The sequence below is a fragment of the Pseudomonas sp. 2,4-D genome (assembly GCF_030418155.1).
GTDB classification, from domain to species: Bacteria; Pseudomonadota; Gammaproteobacteria; order Pseudomonadales; family Pseudomonadaceae; genus Aquipseudomonas; species Aquipseudomonas alloputida.
The window spans coordinates 43,835-64,969 of record NZ_JAUHUI010000022.1; the positions used below are offsets into that span (position 1 = coordinate 43,835).

14 protein-coding genes and 1 pseudogene are annotated in these 21,135 nt (G+C 61.2%); 7 read left to right on the forward strand and 8 right to left on the reverse strand.

Annotation, left to right across the window (positions count from 1 at the left end):
* Positions 1–50 precede the first annotated feature (50 nt).
* From QYE47_RS16605 to tpx, 5 genes and pseudogenes are all read right to left on the reverse strand, one after another.
* The gene (locus QYE47_RS16605) at positions 51–1,541 is read right to left on the reverse strand and encodes an efflux transporter outer membrane subunit (RefSeq protein WP_014590697.1); all 1,491 of its coding nucleotides are present in this window, start codon (positions 1,539–1,541) and stop codon (positions 51–53) included.
* Positions 1,538–4,645, reverse strand: coding sequence for an efflux RND transporter permease subunit (locus tag QYE47_RS16610; protein WP_014590696.1), 3,108 nt, complete (start codon positions 4,643–4,645; stop codon positions 1,538–1,540). Before QYE47_RS16610 ends, QYE47_RS16605 begins: the two co-directional genes overlap by 4 nt.
* Positions 4,642–7,740 (reverse strand): annotated as a pseudogene (locus QYE47_RS16615) (MdtB/MuxB family multidrug efflux RND transporter permease subunit). The gene QYE47_RS16610 and the pseudogene QYE47_RS16615 overlap by 4 nt, the downstream one beginning before the upstream one ends.
* Positions 7,737–9,044 (reverse strand): MdtA/MuxA family multidrug efflux RND transporter periplasmic adaptor subunit, encoded by a 1,308-nt coding sequence (locus QYE47_RS16620; RefSeq protein ID WP_014590694.1) that lies wholly within the window; start codon positions 9,042–9,044, stop codon positions 7,737–7,739. The pseudogene QYE47_RS16615 and the gene QYE47_RS16620 overlap by 4 nt, the downstream one beginning before the upstream one ends.
* A 347-nt stretch (positions 9,045–9,391) precedes the next feature.
* Positions 9,392–9,892: a thiol peroxidase gene (tpx, locus tag QYE47_RS16625; protein ID WP_070383985.1), complete on the reverse strand. Its 501-nt coding sequence runs from the start codon at positions 9,890–9,892 to the stop codon at positions 9,392–9,394.
* A gap of 549 nt (positions 9,893–10,441) precedes the next feature.
* Here tpx and QYE47_RS16630 point away from each other — a divergent pair.
* The 3 genes from QYE47_RS16630 to QYE47_RS16640 are packed head-to-tail and all read left to right on the forward strand — an operon-like array spanning position 10,442 to position 13,611.
* The gene (locus QYE47_RS16630; protein WP_041166954.1) at positions 10,442–11,497 is read left to right on the forward strand and encodes a SagB family peptide dehydrogenase; all 1,056 of its coding nucleotides are present in this window, start codon (positions 10,442–10,444) and stop codon (positions 11,495–11,497) included.
* Positions 11,498–11,500: 3 nt separating this feature from the next.
* Positions 11,501–12,427, forward strand: a complete 927-nt coding sequence (locus tag QYE47_RS16635) for a diiron oxygenase (RefSeq protein WP_081343612.1) — start codon at positions 11,501–11,503, stop codon at positions 12,425–12,427.
* Entirely contained in the window at positions 12,424–13,611 is a 1,188-nt protein-coding gene (locus QYE47_RS16640; protein WP_070383986.1) for a Bcr/CflA family efflux MFS transporter, read from the forward strand. The genes QYE47_RS16635 and QYE47_RS16640 overlap by 4 nt, the downstream gene beginning before the upstream one ends.
* 71 nt (positions 13,612–13,682) lie before the next feature.
* Here QYE47_RS16640 and QYE47_RS16645 read toward each other — a convergent pair whose 3' ends face one another.
* The 3 genes from QYE47_RS16645 to QYE47_RS16655 form a co-directional block, all read right to left on the reverse strand.
* On the reverse strand, positions 13,683–14,963 hold the full coding sequence (locus tag QYE47_RS16645; protein ID WP_014590691.1) for a serine/threonine transporter: 1,281 nt from the start codon (positions 14,961–14,963) through the stop codon (positions 13,683–13,685).
* A gap of 384 nt (positions 14,964–15,347) precedes the next feature.
* Positions 15,348–16,544 carry an aromatic amino acid transaminase gene (locus QYE47_RS16650; RefSeq protein ID WP_003247729.1) on the reverse strand — a complete coding sequence of 399 codons (1,197 nt, stop codon included), beginning with the start codon at positions 16,542–16,544 and terminating at the stop codon, positions 15,348–15,350.
* Positions 16,545–16,707: 163 nt separating this feature from the next.
* Positions 16,708–17,733 (reverse strand): Ldh family oxidoreductase, encoded by a 1,026-nt coding sequence (locus QYE47_RS16655; RefSeq protein WP_070383987.1) that lies wholly within the window; start codon positions 17,731–17,733, stop codon positions 16,708–16,710.
* 142 nt (positions 17,734–17,875) lie between these two features.
* On the opposite strand from QYE47_RS16655, the gene QYE47_RS16660 reads away from it, so the two are divergent.
* The 4 genes from QYE47_RS16660 to QYE47_RS16675 all read left to right on the forward strand — a co-directional run bounded on the left by QYE47_RS16660 (position 17,876) and on the right by QYE47_RS16675 (position 21,120).
* The gene (locus QYE47_RS16660) at positions 17,876–18,748 is read left to right on the forward strand and encodes a MurR/RpiR family transcriptional regulator (protein ID WP_012052078.1); all 873 of its coding nucleotides are present in this window, start codon (positions 17,876–17,878) and stop codon (positions 18,746–18,748) included.
* Between the two features lie 22 nt (positions 18,749–18,770).
* Positions 18,771–19,523, forward strand: a complete 753-nt coding sequence (locus QYE47_RS16665) for a transporter substrate-binding domain-containing protein (RefSeq protein ID WP_012052077.1) — start codon at positions 18,771–18,773, stop codon at positions 19,521–19,523.
* 170 nt (positions 19,524–19,693) lie between these two features.
* Positions 19,694–20,413, forward strand: a complete 720-nt coding sequence (locus tag QYE47_RS16670; RefSeq protein ID WP_003247720.1) for an ABC transporter permease — start codon at positions 19,694–19,696, stop codon at positions 20,411–20,413.
* Positions 20,410–21,120: an ABC transporter permease gene (locus tag QYE47_RS16675; protein WP_003247716.1), complete on the forward strand. Its 711-nt coding sequence runs from the start codon at positions 20,410–20,412 to the stop codon at positions 21,118–21,120. Before QYE47_RS16670 ends, QYE47_RS16675 begins: the two co-directional genes overlap by 4 nt.
* Positions 21,121–21,135: the final 15 nt, after the last annotated feature.

Here is a 21,135-nt window from a genome sequence, read left to right on the forward strand (position 1 = left end):
TGCGAATGGGAATGGATCCAATAACCGCAGCCTACCCCCTCTGGGTTTGGTCAATTCTGCTCGGCAAACGCCTGCTCTGCATCCCAGCCGCCGCCCAACGCAGCCACCAGTTGCACACTGGCCACCAGGCGCCCTTGCAGCAGGTTCAGCACGCTGCGCTCGTTGCTCAACGCCGTGGTTTGCACGTTGACCACATCCAGATAGCCGATCAGCCCGGCGCGGTACTGGTTCTCGGTCAGGCGCAACGACTCGCGGGCGGCATCAAGCGCCTCTTGGCGCACCACGGCTTCATCGCCATACACTTTTAGTTGAACCAGCAGGTTTTCCACCTCCTTGAAGCCGTCCAGCACGGTCTGGCGGTACTGCGCCACCGTCTGGTCATACACGGCCACCGTGCGGTCGACCTCGGCGCTGCGTTTGCCGGCGTCGAACAGGGTCAGCGCCAGCTGCGGGCCTACCGACCAGTAGCGGTTGGGCAGCTCGATCCAGTTGCTGAAGCTGCTGCTGGAATAACCGCCACTCATGCTCAGGCTGAGGTCCGGGAAGTAGGCTGCCCGCGACACCCCGATGTTGGCGTTGGCCGCCATCACGTTGCGTTCGGCTGCAGCGATGTCCGGGCGCCGCTCCAGCAGCTGCGAAGGCAGCGAAACCGGTATTTGCGGCAACGCGGGAATCGCCTTGCTGTCGGCCAGGGCGAAGTCGGCAGGCGTCTTGCCCAGCAGCACAGCGATGGCGTTTTCGAACTGCGCACGCTGCCAGATCAGGTCGATCAGGTCAGCCTGGGTGCTTTTGAGCTGGGTGCGGGCCTGGGCCACGGCATCCGGGCCGGCGACACCAGCGCGGTACTGGTTTTCGTTCATTCGCAGCGAGCGCTCATAAGCCGCCACGGTGGCTTCCAGCAAGCGCTTCTGCTCATCGATCACCCGCAATTGCAGGTAGTTCTGCACCAGCTCCGACTGTTGGCTCAAGCGGATCGACGCAAGGTCGGCGAAACTCGCTTCGGCGCTGGCCTCGTTGGCATTCAGGGTTTCGCGCAGCTTGCCCCACAGGTCGATCTCCCAGCTCACGCCCAACTGCGCGTTGTAGGTGTTGCGAATGCCGCTGCTGTTATTGGACAGGCTGGAACTGGAGCTGCCGGTGCCCTGCGCCGAGCGGTTCTTGCTGGTGCTCAGGTCCAGGCTGGGGAACAGCGCCGCACGGCTGCTGCGCACCAGCGCCTGGGCCTGGCGGTACTGGGCTTCTGATTGCGCCACGGTCTGGTTGCTGCGGTTGAGCTCTTCGACCAGCGCATTGAGCCCGGCATCGCCGTAGATTTCCCACCAGGCGCCGCGGGCGATGGCGTCGGACGGCGAGGCCTGGGTCCAGCCTTCGGCGTGCTTGAACTGCGCCGCCGTGCTGTTCAGCTCGGGGCGGTGGTAGTCCGGGCTCAGGGTACAGGCACTGAGCAAGGCCACGCACAACCCGGCACCAAGCAGGCGCGAGCCACGGCCACGGGTCAGTGCCTGCAGGGCACGGTGAAGTGGGGTCTGGGCAAAAGTCATAGCGGGGTTTCCAGGGCGGCGTCGGTGCGCACGCCGCGCCAACGGTTGAAACGGTGGCGCAGGCGGTCCAGGTACAGGTAAACCACCGGCGTCGTATAAAGGGTGAGGATCTGGCTGAACACCAGGCCACCGATGATGGTCAGGCCCAGCGGCTGACGCATTTCTGCGCCTTCAGCCTGGCTCAGCAGCAACGGCAATGCGCCAAGGATCGCTGCCAGGGTGGTCATCAGGATCGGCCGCAGGCGCAGCAGGCAGGCCCGGCGAATCGACTCTTCCGGCGAAAAACCCTGATGGCGTTCCAACTGCAAGGCCAGGTCGATCATCAGGATGGCATTCTTTTTCACCACCCCGATCAACAGGAACAGCCCCAGCAACGAGATCAGGCTGAACTCGCCACCGGTGACGTACAGCGCCAGCAAGGCCCCGACGCCCGCCGAAGGCAGTGTCGAGAGAATGGTCAGCGGGTGAATGTAGCTTTCATACAGAATGCCCAGCACCAGGTACACCAGCAGCAGTGCGCCAAGGATCATGAATGGCTGGCCCTGCTGGGTCTGGGCAAAGGCATCGGCAGTGCCGCCGAGCTTGGCAATCACCTCCTCGGGCAGGCCCAGCTTGGCCACCGCGCGCTCCAGTGCCGCCATGGCCTGGTCGGGGCTGTAGCCCTCAGCGACGTCGAAGGCGATGTCCTCCGAGGCGAACTGGCCTTCGTGGCTGACCCGGTCGTTGGCCAGGCTGTTCTCGTAGTGGGCAATGGTCGACAGCGGCACCCGGGCGCCGTCGGCGGTGATCACCTGCACTTGCTCCAGTGTGCTCGGGTCCCAGGCGTATTTCGGGTTGATCTCCAGCACCACCTGGTACTGGTTGAGGCTGTCGTAGATGGTGGAGATCTGCCGCTGGCTGTAGGCGTTGTTCAGTACTGCGGTGACCATGTCCATGTCGATGCCCAGGCGCTTGGCCTGGTCACGGTCGACCACCAGCGTCACCTGTTGGGTACCGGCACCATCGCGGGCGTCGATGGCGGTCAGCTCAGGCAGTGCACGCAGGGCCGCGACCACCTTGGGAAACCATTCGCGCAACGCCGCCAGGTCGCCGCTTTGCAGGGTATACAGGTACTGAGAAGAGGTCTGGTCACGCCCACCGCCACCCAGTTGCAGGTCCTGGTCAGCCATCAGGAACAGGCGCCCGCCGGGCACTTTGGGCAGTTCCTTGCGCAGGCGCTCGATCACCTTCTGCGCATCGATCTTGCGCTCGCTGATCGGTTTCAGGCGCACCAGCACAAAGGCGTTGTTGGTACCACTGTTGCCACCGATGAAACCGGCGACGCTCTGGACTGCCGGGTCCGCCAGCAAGGCGCGGCGGTAGATTTCCATCTTCGGCTGCATCACCGTGAACGACAGGCCGTCGTCACCCCGGATGAAGCCCATCAACTGGCCGGTATCCTGCTGGGGCATCAGCGTCTTGGGCACCACCACGTACAGGGCGATGTTGATGCCAATGGTGGCCAGCAGACTGAGCAGGGTCAGCCGCTTGTGGCGCAGGGCCCAGCCCAGGCTGCGGTCATAGGCAGCAACCATGCGCTGATGCAGCTTGTCGCTCCAGCGCTGCAGGCGTGTCTGTTCGGCCTGTTGCGGCGTGAGCCAGCGGGCGCAGAGCATCGGTGTAAGGGTGAGCGACACCACCAGCGAGACGATGATCGCCGCCGCCAGGGTGATGGAGAACTCCTGGAACAGGTTGCGCACGATGCCACCCATGAACAGGATGGAGACGAACACCGCCACCAGCGACACGTTCATCGACAGCAAGGTGAAGCCCACTTCCTTGGCGCCCAGGAAGGCCGCCTTCATCGGCGGCTGGCCGTTCTCGATGTGCCTGGAGATGTTTTCCAGCACCACGATGGCATCGTCCACCACCAGCCCGGTGGCAAGGATCAGCGCCATCAGCGACAGGTTGTTGAGCGAGAAACCGCACACGTACATGACCGCGAACGTACCCACCAGCGATACCGGCACCGCCAGGCTGGGGATCAGCGAGGCGCGCAGGCTGCCGAGGAACAGGTAGACCACCAGGATCACCAGCACCACGGCGATCAGCAAGGTGTGCTCGGCCTCCTTGAGGGTGGCCTTGATAACGGGCGAGCGGTCCATGGCCACGTTCAGTTGCACGCTGGCTGGCAGCAACGACTGCAGTGCCGGTAGCTGCGCCTTGATCTGGTCGACCGTTTCGATGATGTTGGCGCCGGTCTGGCGGTTGACCACCAGCAGCACCGCTGCCTGGTCGTTGAAGAAGCCGCTGTTGTAACGGTTTTCAACGCCGTCGGTGACGGTCGCCACGTCAGACAGGCGCAGAATGGTGCCGTTCTGTTGGCGAATCACCACCGGCTCGTAATCCTTGGCGCTTTCCAGCTGGTCGTTGGCCCGCACCTGCCAGTTGCGCTCGGCGTCTTCGACAAAGCCCATGGGCCGGCGCTGGTTGGCGTTGGATACTGCGGTGCGCACTTCGTCCAGCGACAAGTTGTACTGGTTGAGCAGTTGCGGCTCGACGGCAATGCGCACGGCCGGCAGCGAACTGCCACCGATCTGCACCTCCCCTACCCCCGACACCTGAGCCAGGCTCTGTGAAAGGATGGTGTCGGCCAGGTCATACAGCTGGCCTTTCTGCAACACATCCGAAGTCAGCGACAGCACCATGATCGGCGCCTGCGACGGGTTGATCTTCTTGTAGGTGGGCATGCTGCGCATGCCACTGGGCAGCAGGTTGCGGGTAGCGTTGATCGCCGCTTGCACCTCACGGGCTGCGCCATCGATGTCACGGCCCAACTCGAAGCCGATGACTACCCGTGTCGAACCCTGGTTGGAGCTGCTGGTGAGCGTGGTGACGCCGGCAATGCTGCCCAGCTTGCGTTCCAGCGGTGTGGCCACGGTGGACGCCATGACCTCGGGGCTGGCACCGGACAGATTCGCCGACACCACGATCACCGGGAAGTCCATTTGCGGCAGAGGCGCCACCGGCAGCAAGCCAAAGCTGACTCCGCCCAGCAGCATGATCGCCAGGCTCAACAGCATGGTCGCCACCGGGCGACGAATGAAAGGCCCGGACAGGTTCATGCCTGGGCCTGCTTCACGTCAGTGGCCGGGCGCAGGCGGCGGGCCAGGCGATCGAAGTACAGGTAGATGACCGGCGTGGTGAACAGCGTCAGCACCTGGCTGACCAGCAACCCGCCGACCATCACCAGGCCCAGTGGCTGGCGCAGCTCGGCGCCCGAACCGGTGGCAAGCATCAGCGGCACCGCACCAAACAGCGCGGCCAGGGTGGTCATCAGGATCGGCCGGAAGCGCAGCAGCGCCGCCTGGTAGATGGCATCGCGCGGGCTCATGCCCTGATTGCGCTCGGCCTCCAGGGCGAAGTCGATCATCATGATCGCGTTCTTCTTGACGATACCGATCAGCAGGATGATGCCGATGATGGCGATCATGCCCAGGTCGTTACCGCTGATGAGCAAGGCCAGCAAGGCACCGACCGCCGCCGACGGCAGGGTCGAGAGGATGGTGATCGGGTGGATGTAGCTCTCGTACAGCACCCCCAGCACGATGTACATGGTCACCACCGCCGCCAGAATCAGCAGCAAGGTGCTCGACAGCGACGCCTGGAAGGCCTCGGCCGCACCCTGGAAGCGGGTTTGCACGCCCAGCGGCATGCCGATGTCCTTCTGCACCTGCTCGATCACCTGCACGGCTTCGCCCAGCGACGCGCCGTGGGCCAGGTTGAACGACAAGGTCACTGCCGGGAACTGGCCGATGTGGGAAATAGCCAGCTGCGCTTGACGCTGCTCGATCCGCGCCAGCGCCGAAAGGCGCACCTGGCCGCCATCGGTGGCCTTGACGTGGATCGACTCCAGCGCCTGCGGGCCGATCGTGGCGGCGTCCCTGGACTGCAACACCACGCGGTACTGGCTGGCCTGGGTGTAGATGGTCGAGATCTGCCGCTGGCCGAAGGCGTCGTACAGGGCATTGGTGATCTGCGAGACGCTGATCCCCAGGCGGCTGGCCATGTCACGGTCGATTACCAGGTACACCTGCAAGCCCTTGTCCTGCAGGTCGCTGGCCACATCGGCCAGTTCCGGACGCTGTTGCAGCGCCTGCACCAGCTTGCCGCTCCACTGCGCCAGCAGGTCGGCGTCCGGCGACGACAGGCTGAACTGGTACTGGGTCCGGCTGACCCGGTCCTCGATGCTGAGGTCTTGCACAGGCTGCAAGAACAGGCGGATGCCCACCAGCCGGTCGACCTGCGGCTGCAGGCGGCTGATCACTTCGCTGGCGCTGACATCGCGCTCGCCGTGGGGCTTGAGGTTGATCAGCAGGCGACCACTGTTGAGCGTGGCGTTGTCGCCGTCTACGCCAATGTAGGACGACAGGCTTTGCACGGCCGGGTCTTGCAGGATGACCTTGCTCAGGGCCTGCTGACGTTCGCTCATGGCGGCGAACGAGGTGGACTGCGGCGCTTCGGAAATACCCTGGATCACCCCGGTGTCCTGCACCGGGAAAAAGCCCTTGGGCACGACCATGTACAGGAACACCGTGAGCACCAGGCTGGCCACCGCCACCAGCAAGGTCAGCGGCTGATGCTTGAGCACCCACTGCAGGGCACTGCCGTAGTGCTTGATCAGCCAGTCGATCCAGGCGCCACTGGCGCGGTAGAAGCGGCCTTGTTCTTCTTCCTTGGGCTCGCGCTTGAGCAGACGCGCGCACATCATCGGCGTCAGGGTCAGGGACACCACCAGGGAAATCAGAATGGCCACTGCCAGCGTGATGGCGAACTCGCGGAACAGGCGACCGACCACGTCCGCCATGAACAGCAACGGGATCAGGACCGCAATCAGCGAGAAGGTCAGCGAAATCAGGGTGAAGCCAATCTGTCGGGCGCCCTTGAGCGCCGCCTGCATGGGCGTCTCGCCCTCTTCGATATGCCGGGAGATGTTCTCCAGCATGACGATGGCATCATCGACCACAAAGCCGGTGGCGATGGTCAGGGCCATGAGTGTCAGGTTGTTGACCGAGAACCCGGCCAGGTACATGACCCCGAACGTCCCGATCAGCGACAGTGGCACGGCAATCGACGGAATGAGGGTGGCGCTGAAGCGGCGCAAGAAAACGAAGGTGACCATCACCACCAGAACGATGGCGATCAGCAGTTCGTGCTGCACGTCCTTGACTGCGGCGCGAATGGTCTGGGTGCGGTCGGTCAGCACCGATACATCGAGGCCAGCCGGCAGGTTGTCGGTAATAGAAGGCAGCAGGCCCTTGATGCGGTCGACCACTTCGATCACGTTGGCGCCCGGCTGACGCTGGATGTTCAGCAGCACAGCATGGTTCTCGTTCGCCCAGGCGGCCAGCCGCTCGTTCTCGGCGCCGTCGACGATTTCGGCCACATCTTTCAGGCGCAGCGGCGCACCGTTGTTGTAGGCCAGGATCAGGTTGGCGTATTCCTCGGGAGAACGCAGCTGGTCGTTGGCATCGAGCATCGACACCCGGGTCGGGCCGTCGAAGTTGCCTTTGGGCTGGTTGACGTTGGAGGCACCTATCAGCGTGCGCACGTCATCCAGATTCAAGCCATTGGCCGCCAGGGCGTCGACGTTGACCTTGATGCGTACCGCCTGGCGCTGGCCACCGGCAATACTGACCATGCCCACGCCGCTGATTTGCGCCAGCTTTTGCGCCACGCGGGTATCGACCAGGTCGTTGAGCTTGGGCAGCGGCATGGTCTTGCTGGAGATGGCCAGGGTCAGCACCGGGGTGTCGGCCGGGTTGACCTTGTTGTACACCGGCGGTGCCGGCAGGTCACTGGGCAACAAGTTGCTGGCGGCGTTGATCGCGGCCTGCACCTATTGCTCGGCAACGTCCATGTTCATGTCGAGGTTGAAGCGCAAGGTCAGCACCGACGCGCCGCCAGAACTGGTCGAGGCCATCTGTTCCAGGCCCGGCATCTGGCCGAACTGGCGCTCCAGTGGCGCGGTGACAGCGCTGGTCATCACCTGCGGGCTGGCGCCGGGGTACAGGGTCATGACGCGAATGGTCGGGTAGTCCACCTGCGGCAAGGCGGAAACCGGCAGCAACTTGTAGGCGATCAGGCCAGCCAGCACGATGGCCAGCATGCTCAGCGTGGTGGCGACCGGGCGCAGGATGAACAGGCGCGAGAGGTTCATGCGCCCGCCTTGCCTGCTGCGTTGCCAGGTTGTGCTTCACCTGTTTGCGCCGCGCCCTTGGCTTCCTGCCCTTGCAGGTGCTGGCCCGGGCTGGTCGGCACTTGCGAGCTGTCTTCGACCACTTCCACCTTGGTGCCTTCGCGCAGGCGGTCGGTGCCTTCCAGCACCAGGCGGTCGCCAGCCTTCAAGCCGTCGAGAATGACGCTGTTCTCGCCATCGCTGGCGCCCACCTTCAGTTTGCGAACATTGACGGTGCTCTGCTCGTTGACCACATAGGCAAAGGTGCCATCGTTGCCGAACTGGATGGCCGCGGCCGGGGCCATGACCACCTGCTTGAGGGTGTCGGCCAGCAAGCGCACATTGACGAACTGGTTGGGGAACAGGGCCAGATCCTTGTTCTCGAAGCGGCCCTTGAACTTCAGGGTGCCGGTGGTGGTGTCAATCTGGTTGTCGATGCTGCCCAGCACACCGGTGGACTGCAGTTTGCTGTCACTGCGGTCCCAGGCCTCGACCGGCAGGCTGGCGCCACTGCGGTAGCGCTCCAGTACGGTGCTCAGTTCAGTTTCAGGCAGGGTGAAGGCGACGTTGATCGGCTCGGTCTGGGTGATCACCACCAGCGCGGTGGTGTCGTTGGCGGCTACCAGGTTGCCCAGATCGAGCTGGCGCAGGCCCACACGGCCACTGATGGGCGCACGGATCTGGGTGAAATCGAGGTTCAGGCGGGCGTCGTTGACCTGTGCCTGATTGGTCTTGACCAGCCCCTGGAACTGCGCAACCTGGGCTTCGGCGGTGTCCAGGGTTTGCTTGGCGATGCTGTCTTCGGCATACAGGCCTTTGTAACGGGCCAGGTCGACCTGAGCGTTCTTCAACTGTGCCTGGTTCTGCGCCAAGGTGCCTTCGGCCTGCTGCAGGGCGATGCGATAAGGGCGCGGGTCGATTTCGGCCAGCAGGTCGCCAGCCTTGACGCGCTGGCCTTCCTTGAAGTGGATTTTCACCAGTTCGCCAGCCACGCGGCTGCGCACATTGACCGTGTTGGTCGCGGTAACCGTGCCCAAGGCTTTGTAGTAGAGGGGGAAGTCGCCTGTCCGCACCGGCACGACGCGTACCGGCACTGGGTCGCTGGAGCCGCCAAAACCTGGGCGGCCGCCGATCATGCCCATGCCCTTGCCACCGCGCCCGCCACTGGCTTCTTTATGCGCAGGCGTCGCTGCGGGCCACAGCCACCAGGCCAGTGCAGCCACCAGCAGCAGGATCAGCAGGCCGACGAGCCAGCGACGAAGGGAACGGGAATTGGACGCTTGCATGGGTTGAACGAACCTTGTTCGGAATGACGACTTGGGGAGGATGAACGATAAGCACTGCCATCGTTTTAGCAAAGGGCCTTTACCAGAGGTTTACCTTTGCCTGACGTTGCCAAGAGGCGGAATTTTAAATGAAAACGGCCCGGAACGTGTTCCGGGCCGTTACAGGGTGTTGCTTGGAGCGGTGGCGGGCCTGAAGGTTCGATTGCCTGGTCTGGCCCTTTCGCGGGTGAACCCGCTCCTACGGGGATGTCACAGCCTTTGAAACCTGTGCCGCACGTTGTAGGAGCGGGTTTACCCACGAAGAGGCCACCACAGGCGACAGACGCCCGCCCTGCCCCACGCAATCCTTACTTCAGTACAGCCAGCGCCGCGTCGTAGTTCGGCTCGTCAGCAATTTCGCCAACCAGTTCGCTGTGCAGCACCTTGTCGTTCTCGTCCAGCACCACCACGGCGCGGGCGGCCAGGCCGGCCAGCGGGCCGTCGGCGATGGCTACGCCGTAGTTCTCGAGGAACTCGCGGCCACGCAGGGTCGACAGGTTCTTCACGTTGTCCAGCCCTTCGGCGCCGCAGAAACGTGCCTGGGCGAACGGCAGGTCAGCCGAGATGCACAGCACCACGGTGTTGGCAACGTCGCTGGCCTGGGCGTTGAACTTGCGCACCGAAGTGGCGCAGGTCGGGGTATCGACGCTTGGGAAGATATTCAGCACCTTGCGCTTGCCGGCGTAGTCTTTCAGCGACTTGTCAGCCAGGCCTTCACCTACCAGGGAGAAAGCCGGAGCCTGGGCGCCGGCCTGTGGCAGGTTGCCGTTGACCTGGACCGGGTTGCCTTTGAGAGTCACTTGAGCCATGACGAAATCCTTATGCGGGGTTTGAAAAGGACACTGAGTTAAGCATGAAGGCAGCCGGGTGCCTATGGGGGCAGGTGAAATTGTTCCATTGCCGGACGATTTTTGTGGACAAAAAATGCCGATAGCCGCGGTTATGGCCAGTTGCTTCACAGTTCACGACCGCCCATCCACACCTCCCACTCCGAGTGCGGAGCACAGTGAGCTAATTGATATGGGCGGTACAACGCTGCTCCCAAAATCGCTGTGAGGTTTGTGCCAGAGGCTTTACGACGCAGTTGGATTGGCACCTCGTGACTATAAGGGTAACAAATCCTACAACTTCATCGGAAGTTTCGCTACAAAGTTTGCCTTGTACATCTTCAAAGTGACGCTAACATCAGACAAGTCGCAATACCGCGACGCACAAATGGAGATTCAAATATGAAAACCATCAAGATGGAGTCTACAAAACTGGCCAACCTGGCCCTTCTGGTCAAAAAGAGCCAGTAAGCCTTAACCGATGAATGCTGAAGCGCAGTGCCGGCCTGCGCTTTAGCCAAAGGAGGAAAAATGGTAAGCAGAGACTGTTTTTTTATCGCCAAGGATAACGCTCTGATCTGCTGGGACTTCAACAATCACAAGCAGTATGAACTTTCAGCCGAGCACGCAGAAAAACTGATATCGATCATTTACGGCCACCCCTGCAATGACCCAACTGATCCCACACTCAAAGATCTGAAGCGCTGCGAGATAATCACTGACCGCACAACGAATGAAAACGCTTGGGGATGGGACATTCTCTCTAGAATCTTTCATATTGGAACCAAAAACATACCGCTAGACGATCAACCAACCAGTACGCATCAATGGGCCAACCAATACCTGGAACATTGCAATGAAGTATTGAGTGAAATATCTCCTGCCGCCGCCGATGAGCCAACAGCAGGCATCCAACTGCCAACCACAAGCAACGCCAGTGAGTTCGATAAAATTCTCGGGCGGCGGGCAACCGTGAGAAACTTTCATCGCTCATTAATTCCAATAGCTGAACTAGGGCAAATTTTACACCACACGCTAGGCTTTATTGACACTCGAGCCCTGGATCATGAAGAAGGAGGGATTGAGCAATTCAACAAGCGGCGTTGCAGCCCATCAGCAGGAGGATTGAATGCCACCGAAGGCTATGTATACATAGCGAATGTCGAAGGTATAGCGCCAGGAATTTACCGGTATGACCCTCACATGCATCAGTTATACTGGCGTAATCCGCTGCCTCCAAGATTGGGTGACTTGCTCTCTGGACAACATTTCGCCAACGATATACCAGTGGGATTATTCCTTACCTCCAGATTCGATAAATTGTGGTGGAAGTACGAACATTCGCGTGCTTATCGGATGGCACTGATCGAGATAGGCCATGTGGCACAGACCTTTCAGCTGGCTGCTACCGCCTGCGGAATGAATACCTGGCTAACTGGCGCATTGAATGAGTGCTTGATTGAACCACTGCTGAACCCTATAAACGCGAATGAGCAGGTCCTTTTCTTTGTCGGCTGCGGCTACAGTGATGGGTCCGCCATTCCCGACTGCCTAAAGTCCATCTTGAAAAAAACCGAGGCGAGCTGACATATGAACAAGTTAGCCAACCGCAGTATAACTTTGTTTCGGATTTGGCACTCCTCCAGCGCTGTCCGTTCGCGACCCTACGCCTATCAATTCACAAAAGCGGATTTCGCTCAGACAGACCCCGGCTTATGGTTCCCCATCGCACTCAGTCCAGCACTGGCTCATGATGCAATAAAATCCCTTCCCAAAAAAGAATTGCTGATCGCACATGCATCTCATCTAGTATATTTTATGGACTATACCACAGCACTAGAGATGACGCATGTCAATGAGGCTGTACGTTGCATTGTAACTGGAAGCCTGAAGAAATACTTTGAGAACAATGAGCGCCGCATCGCTTTAAAAATATACGCGGATGAAGCGTATCACGCATTATTTTCAAAAGATATTGCAGATCACGTAGCACAGCATTTCAACTTAGTACGCATCAGGCCCGCTCGCCTAGATAGGCTAGATCGTGTTATAGATAAAAGCCCTCCAGCGTTCGAATGTTTAACCCGCTTCTGCATCGGATTTGTGTCAGAAACCTTGATCACTCACGAACTCCTTAAGTTATCTAGCGAGGCGCTCGTTGGCCCAGTGACGAACATGCTAAGGGATCATTTGCATGATGAAGGCCGCCATGCAGTCTTCTTTTCCGAGTGTTTCGTCAGCTTGTGGCGAAATATTTCCAAGATGGAGAAGGACTATGTGGCTCAAATTTTACCTGAGGTGCTCATAGCTTTCTGCCAGCCCGACCTATCATGCTTGCGAATGCTACTCAGAAACCGACCAGACCTAGGAGACGAAATTTCTGCTTATATGGAGGCAAACTGGACGATCCGAATGATCGAGATTTGCGGGCCGACACTTCGAGCAATTCAGCACACTGATTTGCTGGATGATGAAGGCTATTTCTTGCAATTCCAATCGGCGGGGTTGATAGCATGAACCGCCCCACTGGTTCGCTTCGGCGCCACCTGTGCTCGACGTTGCTGATTTTGTTAAGTCTGCTGGGTGTGTTTCCTCTGGACGTGATCCTCCCATCATTCCCGGCGCTCTCAGATGAGTTTCGGGTCGACACAAAACAGATTGCGTACTCAGTGAGCTTTTTTGCTGTCGGTGTGGCCATGGCGCAAATCGTGATCGGCCCACTGTCGGATGGCATCGGGCGCAAGCGTTTGTTGCTCGCTGGGTTGAGCGTATCCATTGTGGGGGCGCTCGGTTGCGTATTTTCAACCCATTATGAAACGTTCATGGCCTTTCGCTTGGTGCAGGCCCTGGGTTGCGGCAGCCTCGTGCTAGGCCAGGCGCTTGTGCAGGACCTCTACAGCGGTACACAACGCAATGCCATGCGCATCCTGTTAACAAGCGCGAGCGGGTTGTTCATCTCACTGTCACCGCTGGCAGGTGCCTTTCTTCAACAGTCCTTTGGCTGGAAGGCGAGCTTTACGGTATTCGTGATCATCGCTGCAATCGTTTCACTTTTATCGTGTGTGCTGCTCCATGACACACCTGCGTCGCATGACCGAGCGCCAAGTATGTCCAGTTATCGGGTGATGCTGCGAGACACGGACTATCTCGCGCATTCCATGCTCTCCAGCCTCGCCTTTGCCTGCCATTTTTCCTTTATCGTCATAGCGCCCTTGCTGCTGATGGGCAGGCTGGAGCTGACGGCCTATCAATTCTCTCTGGTCTTTATCGGCTATGGGTTGGCATACATTGTCGGCGGCATGGCTGCGACCTACTTGAACAGTCGCGTAACCCCGCAAGCTCAAATAAAAGCAGGCTTGCTGCTTATAAGTACTGCGGGCATCACCCTTTTGATGTGGGAATGGGTGGCAGGTCTATCTGTGCTGGGGGTTCTACTGCCGATGATTGCCTGTACCACCGGGACAACCCTGGTACGCCCCGCCGCAACGACCCAGGCTTTGGCGCGCTATCCGCGTCAGGCAGGTGCGGCAGCGTCGCTCAATACGACATTGCTGTTCGCCGGTGCCGGTTTGACGAGCAGTGTGGTCGCAGGTTTGGAAAGCGAGCTACCGGCAGGCTTGGGCGTGCTGTTCGTGGTGGCCAGCCTGTGCGGAGGGTGGCTGCTTGCATGCACCAAGGACGATGGAATGCAACGCTGCTGAAACCTTGATCAGGCAAAAAAATGCCCGGGTGGCGACAAGCGACCCGGGCATTCTTGAATGAAACGGGTGAATCAGCTTAGAAGGCCGTACACCACCGAGGTCAGCGCAACCAGCCCGACCACAACGACGAACACGTTGGACGCCGCACCGCTGTATTTACGCATGGACGGTACACGGCGAATGGCGTACATCGGCATCAGGAACAACAGCACCGCGAGGATCGGGCCGCCGAGCGACTCGATCATGCCGAGAATGCTCGGGTTGAGCGTGGCAACGATCCAGCACACCACCAGCATCAGTGCGGCAACCACGCGGTCCAGGGCCTTGGCGCCTGGGCGCGCACCGGTCTTGGCGATGATGCCCTTCAGGCCTTCGCTGGCGCCGATATAGTGGCCGAGGAACGACTTGGCGATGGCCACGAAGGCGATCAACGGTGCAGCGAACGCGATGGTCGGGTTGCTGAAGTGGTTGGCCAGGTACGACAGGATCGACAGGTTCTGCGCCTTGGCTTCGGCCAGTTGGGCGCTGCTCAGGGTGAGCACGCAGCTGAACACGAAGAACAGCACCATCACCACCATCAGCAGATGGGCACGACGCAGGATCTGGCCACTACGCTCATCGGCGTGCTCGCCGTAACGGCGCTTCTGGTCGACGGCAAAGGCCGAAATGATCGGCGAATGGTTGAACGAGAACACCATTACCGGAATGGCCAGCCACAAGGTGTGCAGGAAGGCCGAGGCCGGCGGCACCTCTGTGGCGCTGTCGAGAATGCCACCGGTCCAATGCGGCACCAGGTACAGGCCCAGCAACGCCAGCGCAACGATGAACGGGTAGACCAGCAGGCTCATGACCTTGACCGTGGCCTGCTCCCCGCAGCGCACGATGGCCAGCAGACCGAGGATCAGCACGAATGACAGGATTGCCCGAGGCGGCGGCTGCATGTGCAGCTGGTGTTCCATGAAGCTGGACACGGTGTTGGTCAGCGCCACGCTGTAGATAAGCAGGATCGGGAAGATGGCGAAGAAGTACAGCACGGTGATCGAGGCACCGGCGGTGATGCCGAAATGCTCCTTGACCACTTCGGTGATGTCGCTGCCATCGCGCCCCGAAAGGACGAAACGGGTCAGCCCGCGATGGGCGAAATAGGTCATCGGGAAGGCCAGCACGGCCAGGATCAGCAGCGGCCAGAAGCCGCCAAGGCCGGCGTTGATCGGCAGGAACAGTGTCCCGGCGCCGATGGCTGTGCCGAACAGGCCCAGCATCCAGGTGGTGTCGTGACGCGCCCAGGTGCCGAGGGCGGCGGGGGTCGATTCTGCAAAGCGTTGTTCAACGCTTGGGGCCTGCTCATTCATTCCGGGTGAAGCTCCACTCGCAAGACTGCAACAGGCTGAGAATGGCGAAATAGACGTTTCGCCCAACTCAACCGGAAAAGAGGGGCGCGATTGTGCACGGAAAGGTTGCACTTGCGAAGCCCTTTTCCGAGGAGCGGTTGCACTTGTCTTTACAAGCGGAAGGCATGGCTGGAGCCGTTCGATGGAATGTAGCGGCCTGGGGGCCTGTGGGAGCGGCCTGTGGGAGCGGCCTTGCGTCGCGAAAGGGCCGCAAAGCGGCCCCAGCAATGTCAGCGGCAAAGCTGCAATCGTGGGGGCGCTCCGCACCCCTTTCGCGACACAAGGCCTCTCCCACAAAGTCCAACCGCGCCCCACAGGAGGGGCCGTGGCTGGTCCCTTGGCGAGTTACTTCTGAACGGCAGCGAACGCTTCGGCAACCCGTTGCAGGTTGGCCGGGCGCAGGCCGGACATGCACACACGGCCGCTGTCGATCAGGTACACGCCGAACTCGTCACGCAGGCGACGTACCTGCTCGACGCTGAAGCCGGTGTAGCTGAACATGCCGCGCTGGCGCAGGAAGAACTGGAAGTCCTGGCCCGGCAGCAGCACGGCCAGGGCATCGACCAGCGCCTGGCGCATGTCGAGGATACGCTTGCGCATCACTTCGACTTCTTCGGCCCACTGGGCATTCAGGCCAGCATCGCTCAATACGCCGGCAACCAGCTGGGCGCCGAAGTTGGGCGGGCTGGAGTAGTTGCGGCGCACGGTGGCCTTCAGCTGGCCAAGCACGCTCTGGGCAGTGGCCTCGTCATCGCACACCACCGACAGGCCGCCCACCCGCTCGCCATACAGCGAGAAGATTTTCGAGAAGGAGTTGCTGACCAGGCACGGCACGCCGGCACGGGCCATTTCGCGAATAGCGTAGGCGTCTTCTACCAGGCCTTCGGCGAAGCCTTGGTAGGCGATGTCGAGGAACGGGATCAGCTGGCGCGCCTTGACCACTTCGACCACTTGTTGCCACTGGTGCTGCTGCAGATCGGCACCAGTAGGGTTGTGGCAGCACGGGTGCAGCAGCACCACGCTGTTGGCCGGCAGGCTCTGCAAGGTGGCCAGCATGCCGTCGAAGTCCACGCCACGGGTGGCTTGGTCGAAGTACGGGTAGGTGTGCACCTTGAAGCCTGCACCTTCAAAGATGGCGCGGTGGTTGTCCCAGGTCGGGTTGCTGACCCAGACTTCGGACTGCGGGAAGTAGCGCTTGAGGAAGTCGGCACCGACTTTCAGGGCGCCGGAGCCACCCACGGTCTGTACGGTGGCCACACGGCCGCCGGTCACGGCCGGGTGATCAGCACCGAACAGCAACGCCTGGATGGCTTGGCGGTAGCTGGCCAGGCCTTCCATCGGCAGGTACAGAGAGGCTTCGTGGTCCTGACCGGCAATGCGTTTTTCCACCGCATCCACCGCCGCCAGTTGCGGCACCACGCCGGCCTCATCGTAGTACAGGCCAATACTCAGGTTGACCTTGTCGGCGCGCGGGTCGGCCTTGAAGGTTTCCATCAACGAGAGGATCGGGTCGCCGGCATAGGCATCGACATGTTTGAACACAGCGTGCAGCTCCTTTGGATCAGGACGGTACGGAAAGTCAGCCCTGAGCATACCCGCAGAGCGGGCTCAGGAACATCCACTATTGTGCAAGGTTGTCTATGCAACATTGCATGACCGGGATGAGGGCTGGATTCTTTGCGGGTAAACCCGCGAAGGGGCCAGATCAGCCAAGCAGCTCTTTCAGGCCTTGCAGCTCCTGCTCGGTCACCGCCACCCCCTCCTCCTCGGCCACCTCGCGCTCACGATAGCGCCGCTCACCCGGCATGCGGGTCAGCCCGGCAGCCTGCATCTGCTCCACCAGTTCGCGGCTGCGCTGGGCAAAGCGCTCGCCCTCGGCCTTGCCTGGGTCGATGACGATGATCAACTGCCCGGTCCATGGCGTTTTCGCCCCCGGATGCCCGGACCAATCGAACTCCCAGGAGAAATGACCGCCGGTCAGTGCCGCCGCCAGCAGTTCGACCATCATCGACAACGCCGAGCCCTTGTGCCCGCCAAATGGCAGCAAGGCGCCGCCTTCCAGAATCGCCTTAGGGTCGGTGGTTGGCTGGCCATCGGCATCCACCCCCATGCCCTCCGGCAATTGCTGGCCGGCACGCGCGGCAATCTGCACATCGCCATGGGCCATGGCACTGGTGGCCATGTCGAAAACGATCGGGTCATGCTCGGCGCAAGGCGCAGCAAAAGCGATGGGGTTGGTACCGAACAGCGGCTTGCGTGCACCATGCGGCACCACGCAGGTCATGCTGTTGACCACGCTGAGGGCTACCAGGCCCTCTTCGGCGAACGGCTCTACATCCGGCCACAATGCAGCGAAATGGTGCGAGTTGTGGATCGCCAGCACGGCAATGCCTGCGTTGCGCGCCTTCGCCACCAACAGCTCACGGGCCGCCGCCAGTGCTGGTTGGGCAAAACCGCCCGCAGCATCGACACGCACATAGCCGGCGGCCACGTCGCTGACCTGTGGCGTGGCCTTGCCATCGACCCAGCCGCTGGCCAAGGTCGAGACATAACCGGGCATGCGGAACACCCCATGGCTATGGGCGCCATCACGCTGGGCGCTGGCGCAGTTGTGTGCCAGCACCCGGGCCACGGCCTCGCTGCACCCATGGCGCTGGAAAATGGCCTGCAACAGGCTTTGCAGCTCGGTAAAAGGCACGCGCACAACGGTGCTGGTGGAAGGTGCGGACATCTGAAGCTCCTTGTTGATTTTGGAATGGCTACAGCGTTGCAACGACAAAAACTTTCCCTCATGTGACAGCAATCTGTCAAATATTGACTTGATGACAGAAAACATTCATTTTCTTCCCAAGCCTCACCCCTGGAGCCGCAGCATGAGCCAACTGATCAAGCAACGCCTGGAAAACAGCCTCGAAGGGGCCGCTGCCTCGGGTCGCAAGATCGCCACCTACATGCTTGCCAACCTGCACGAACTGCCGTTCCAGACCTCGGCCAGCATTGCCGCCAAGCTGGGCGTCAGCGAATCCAGCGTCGGGCGCTACTGTCGCTCACTGGGTTATGCCCACCTCAAGGCGCTTAAGCAAGACCTGCAGAACGACCTGGGCGATGGCCCGTGGCTGGTGGGTGATCGCTTGCAAGATTACCGCCAGAACCAGGACGCCAGCGACAACGCCGGCAGCCTGGAGCTGGAAATCGCCGCCCTGGTGCGCGTACACGAATACCGCCAGAGCCCCGCCTGGCACAACGTGGCGCAACGCCTGGCGAGCAAGCCGCGGGTGTTCATCGCCGGCTTCCAGACCGAGCGCGGCATCGCCATGTGCATGAGCCACCTGCTGCAATACCTGCGCGATGGTGTGCAACTGGTGGACATCAGCGCCGGTCACTTCGGCGAAGTGCTGCTGGGCCGCGCCGAAGACAGCGCCCTGGTGGTGTTCGAGGCGCGCCGTTATTCCCGCCATGCCCTGATGCTGTGCCAGAAGGCGCGCGAGGCTGGCATTGCGGTCACCCTGGTGACCGACACCTTCTGTGACTGGGCGGATGCCAATGCCGACGAGGTGTTCCGCATCCCCACCGAGTTCAACCTGTTCTGGGAATCCACCTCGACGATGCTGTCGTGGGTGCATCTGATGGTCAACGAGGTCTGCAAGAAGCTCGGACCGGATGTTGAAAAACGCTTGGAAGCAACTGCCGCTCTACATAACGAATTCGTCGGCTACACCTCGTGGTCGACGGGCAAACAACAATAGCAAGAGTGCAATGAGGTGCGAGATGAACAAGTCCATGGCCTTGCTGGGTGCGTGCGCCCTGCTGCTGGCGGGTGCCGCCAGCGCTGAAACCCTGCGGTTCGCCACTGAGGGTGCCTACCCGCCCTTCAACTATGTAGACGCCGATAACAAGCTGCATGGCTTCGATGTCGACATCACCCATGCCCTGTGCGAACAGATGAAAGTCGAATGCACGCTGGTGGCCCAGGACTGGGAAGGCATCATCCCCGCCCTGATGGCGCGCAAGTATGACGCGGTGGTAGCGTCGATGATCGATACCGAAGAGCGACGCAAGAAGATCGCCTTCACCGACCACTACTACCGCACGCCCCTGACCGTGGCGGTTGCCAAGGACAGCAAGATCGACAGCGCCCAGACCGACTTTGTCGGCTACACCGTCGGTGCGCAGTCTTCCTCTACCCAGGCCATCTACGCCGAAGACGTGTACGGCAAGGCCGGTGCCGACGTGAAACTGTACCCGACCATGGACGAAGCCAACGCAGACCTGGCGGCCGGCCGCCTGGACGGCGTGATAGCCGACAAATTCCCGCTGCACGAGTGGATGAACAAGAACGGCGGGGATTGCTGCAAGATCCTTGGCGACGTGGCCGACACCAAGGCCGATGCCGCGATCGCTGTGCGCAAGGACGACGAAGCCCTGCGCCAGCGCCTGAATACCGCGCTGCAACAGATTGTGGCCAACGGCACCTACCAGAAGATCGCCAGCAAGTACTTTGCTTTCGATATCTACAACTGATCTTCAGGAAGTTGTGCGACCACCTTGTGGGAGCGGCCTTGCGTCGCGACAGGGCCGCGTAGCGGCCCCGGCAATCTCTGCAGTTGCATGAACCCTGGGGCCGCTACGCAGCCCTTTCGCGACGCAAGGCTGCTCCCACAAGGCCGCATAACCTGCCCAAGAGGTTCGTCATGCTCGATCAATTGTCCTTGCTGTCTTTCGCCAGCGGAGGCTGGGGCCAGGCGTTGCTGGCCGGCGCGCTGGTTACTGTTTCCCTGGCCCTGGCCTGCCTTCCCATCGGCCTGCCACTGGGCCTGGTGGTCGCGCTGGCGGCGCGCTCACGCAAACGCCTGCCACGGGCCTGGGCCACCACTTTTTCCACCGTCTTCCGCGGCCTGCCCGAGCTGCTGACGTTGCTGATCATCTATTACGGCTGCCAAATCGCCGCACAGAAGATCCTCGCCGCCATGGGCTACCAAGGTGAGTTCCTCATCAACACCTTCCTCGCCGCGATGATCGCCTTCAGCCTGGTGTTCGCCGCGTTTTCCAGCGAGATCTGGCTGGCCGCCTTCAAGACCCTGCCCAAGGGCCAGCTGGAAGCCTGCTCGGCGCTTGGTCTTAGCAAGCGCACCGGTTTCTTCAAGGTGTTGTTGCCACAACTGACCCGCATCGCCCTGCCCGGCTTGTCCAACAACTGGCTGTCGCTGCTCAAGGACACCTCGCTGGTGTCGACCATCTCGCTGGTAGACCTGATGCGCCAGACCAACCTGGCGGTCAGCGTAACCAAGGAGCCGATGTTCTTCTACGGCGTCGCCTGCCTGGGCTACCTGCTGTTTGCGGCACTGTCCGGGCGCGTGTTCGCCTACATCGAACGGCGCAGCAACCGCCACCTGCAAGGAGCACGCGCATGAGCTTCGATCAACTGCTGGCAATGGTGCTTGACCCCGACCTGCTGGAACGCTACGGCCCGCGCTTCATCGACGGCCTGCTTGTAACCGCCAAGCTGGTGGCGATTTCCTTCAGCCTGGGTGCTGTGCTCGGCCTTCTGCTGGCCCTTGCACGCCTGTCTCGCAGCCTGGTGCTGCAGCGCATGGCAGCCGGCTACGTGTACTTCTTCCGCGGCTCGCCGCTGCTGGCGCAATTGTTCCTGCTGTATTACGGCCTGGGCTCGCTCAAGGGTTTCTGGCAGGACGTCGGCCTGTGGTGGTTCTTCCGAGATGCGTGGTTTTGCACCTTGCTGGCGTTCACCCTGAACACCGCCGCCTATCAGGCCGAGATCTTCCGCGGCAGCCTGATGGCCGTTGCGCCTGGCCAGCATGAAGCGGCGCGGGCGCTGAACCTGAAGCGCTCGACCACCTTCTTCAAGGTGATATTGCCGCAATCGCTGCTGGTGGCCATTGGCCCGCTGGGCAACGAACTGATCCTGATGATCAAGGCCAGCGCGATCGCCTCGCTGGTGACGATCTACGACCTGATGGGCGTGACCAAACTGGCCTTCTCGCGCAGTTTCGACTTCCAGATCTACCTGTGGGCCGCCGTGCTCTACCTGGTGATCGTCGAACTGGTGCGGCGCCTGCTGAAACACCTGGAAGCCCGCCTGGGCCGCCACCTGAACTGACCGAAGGATACGTTT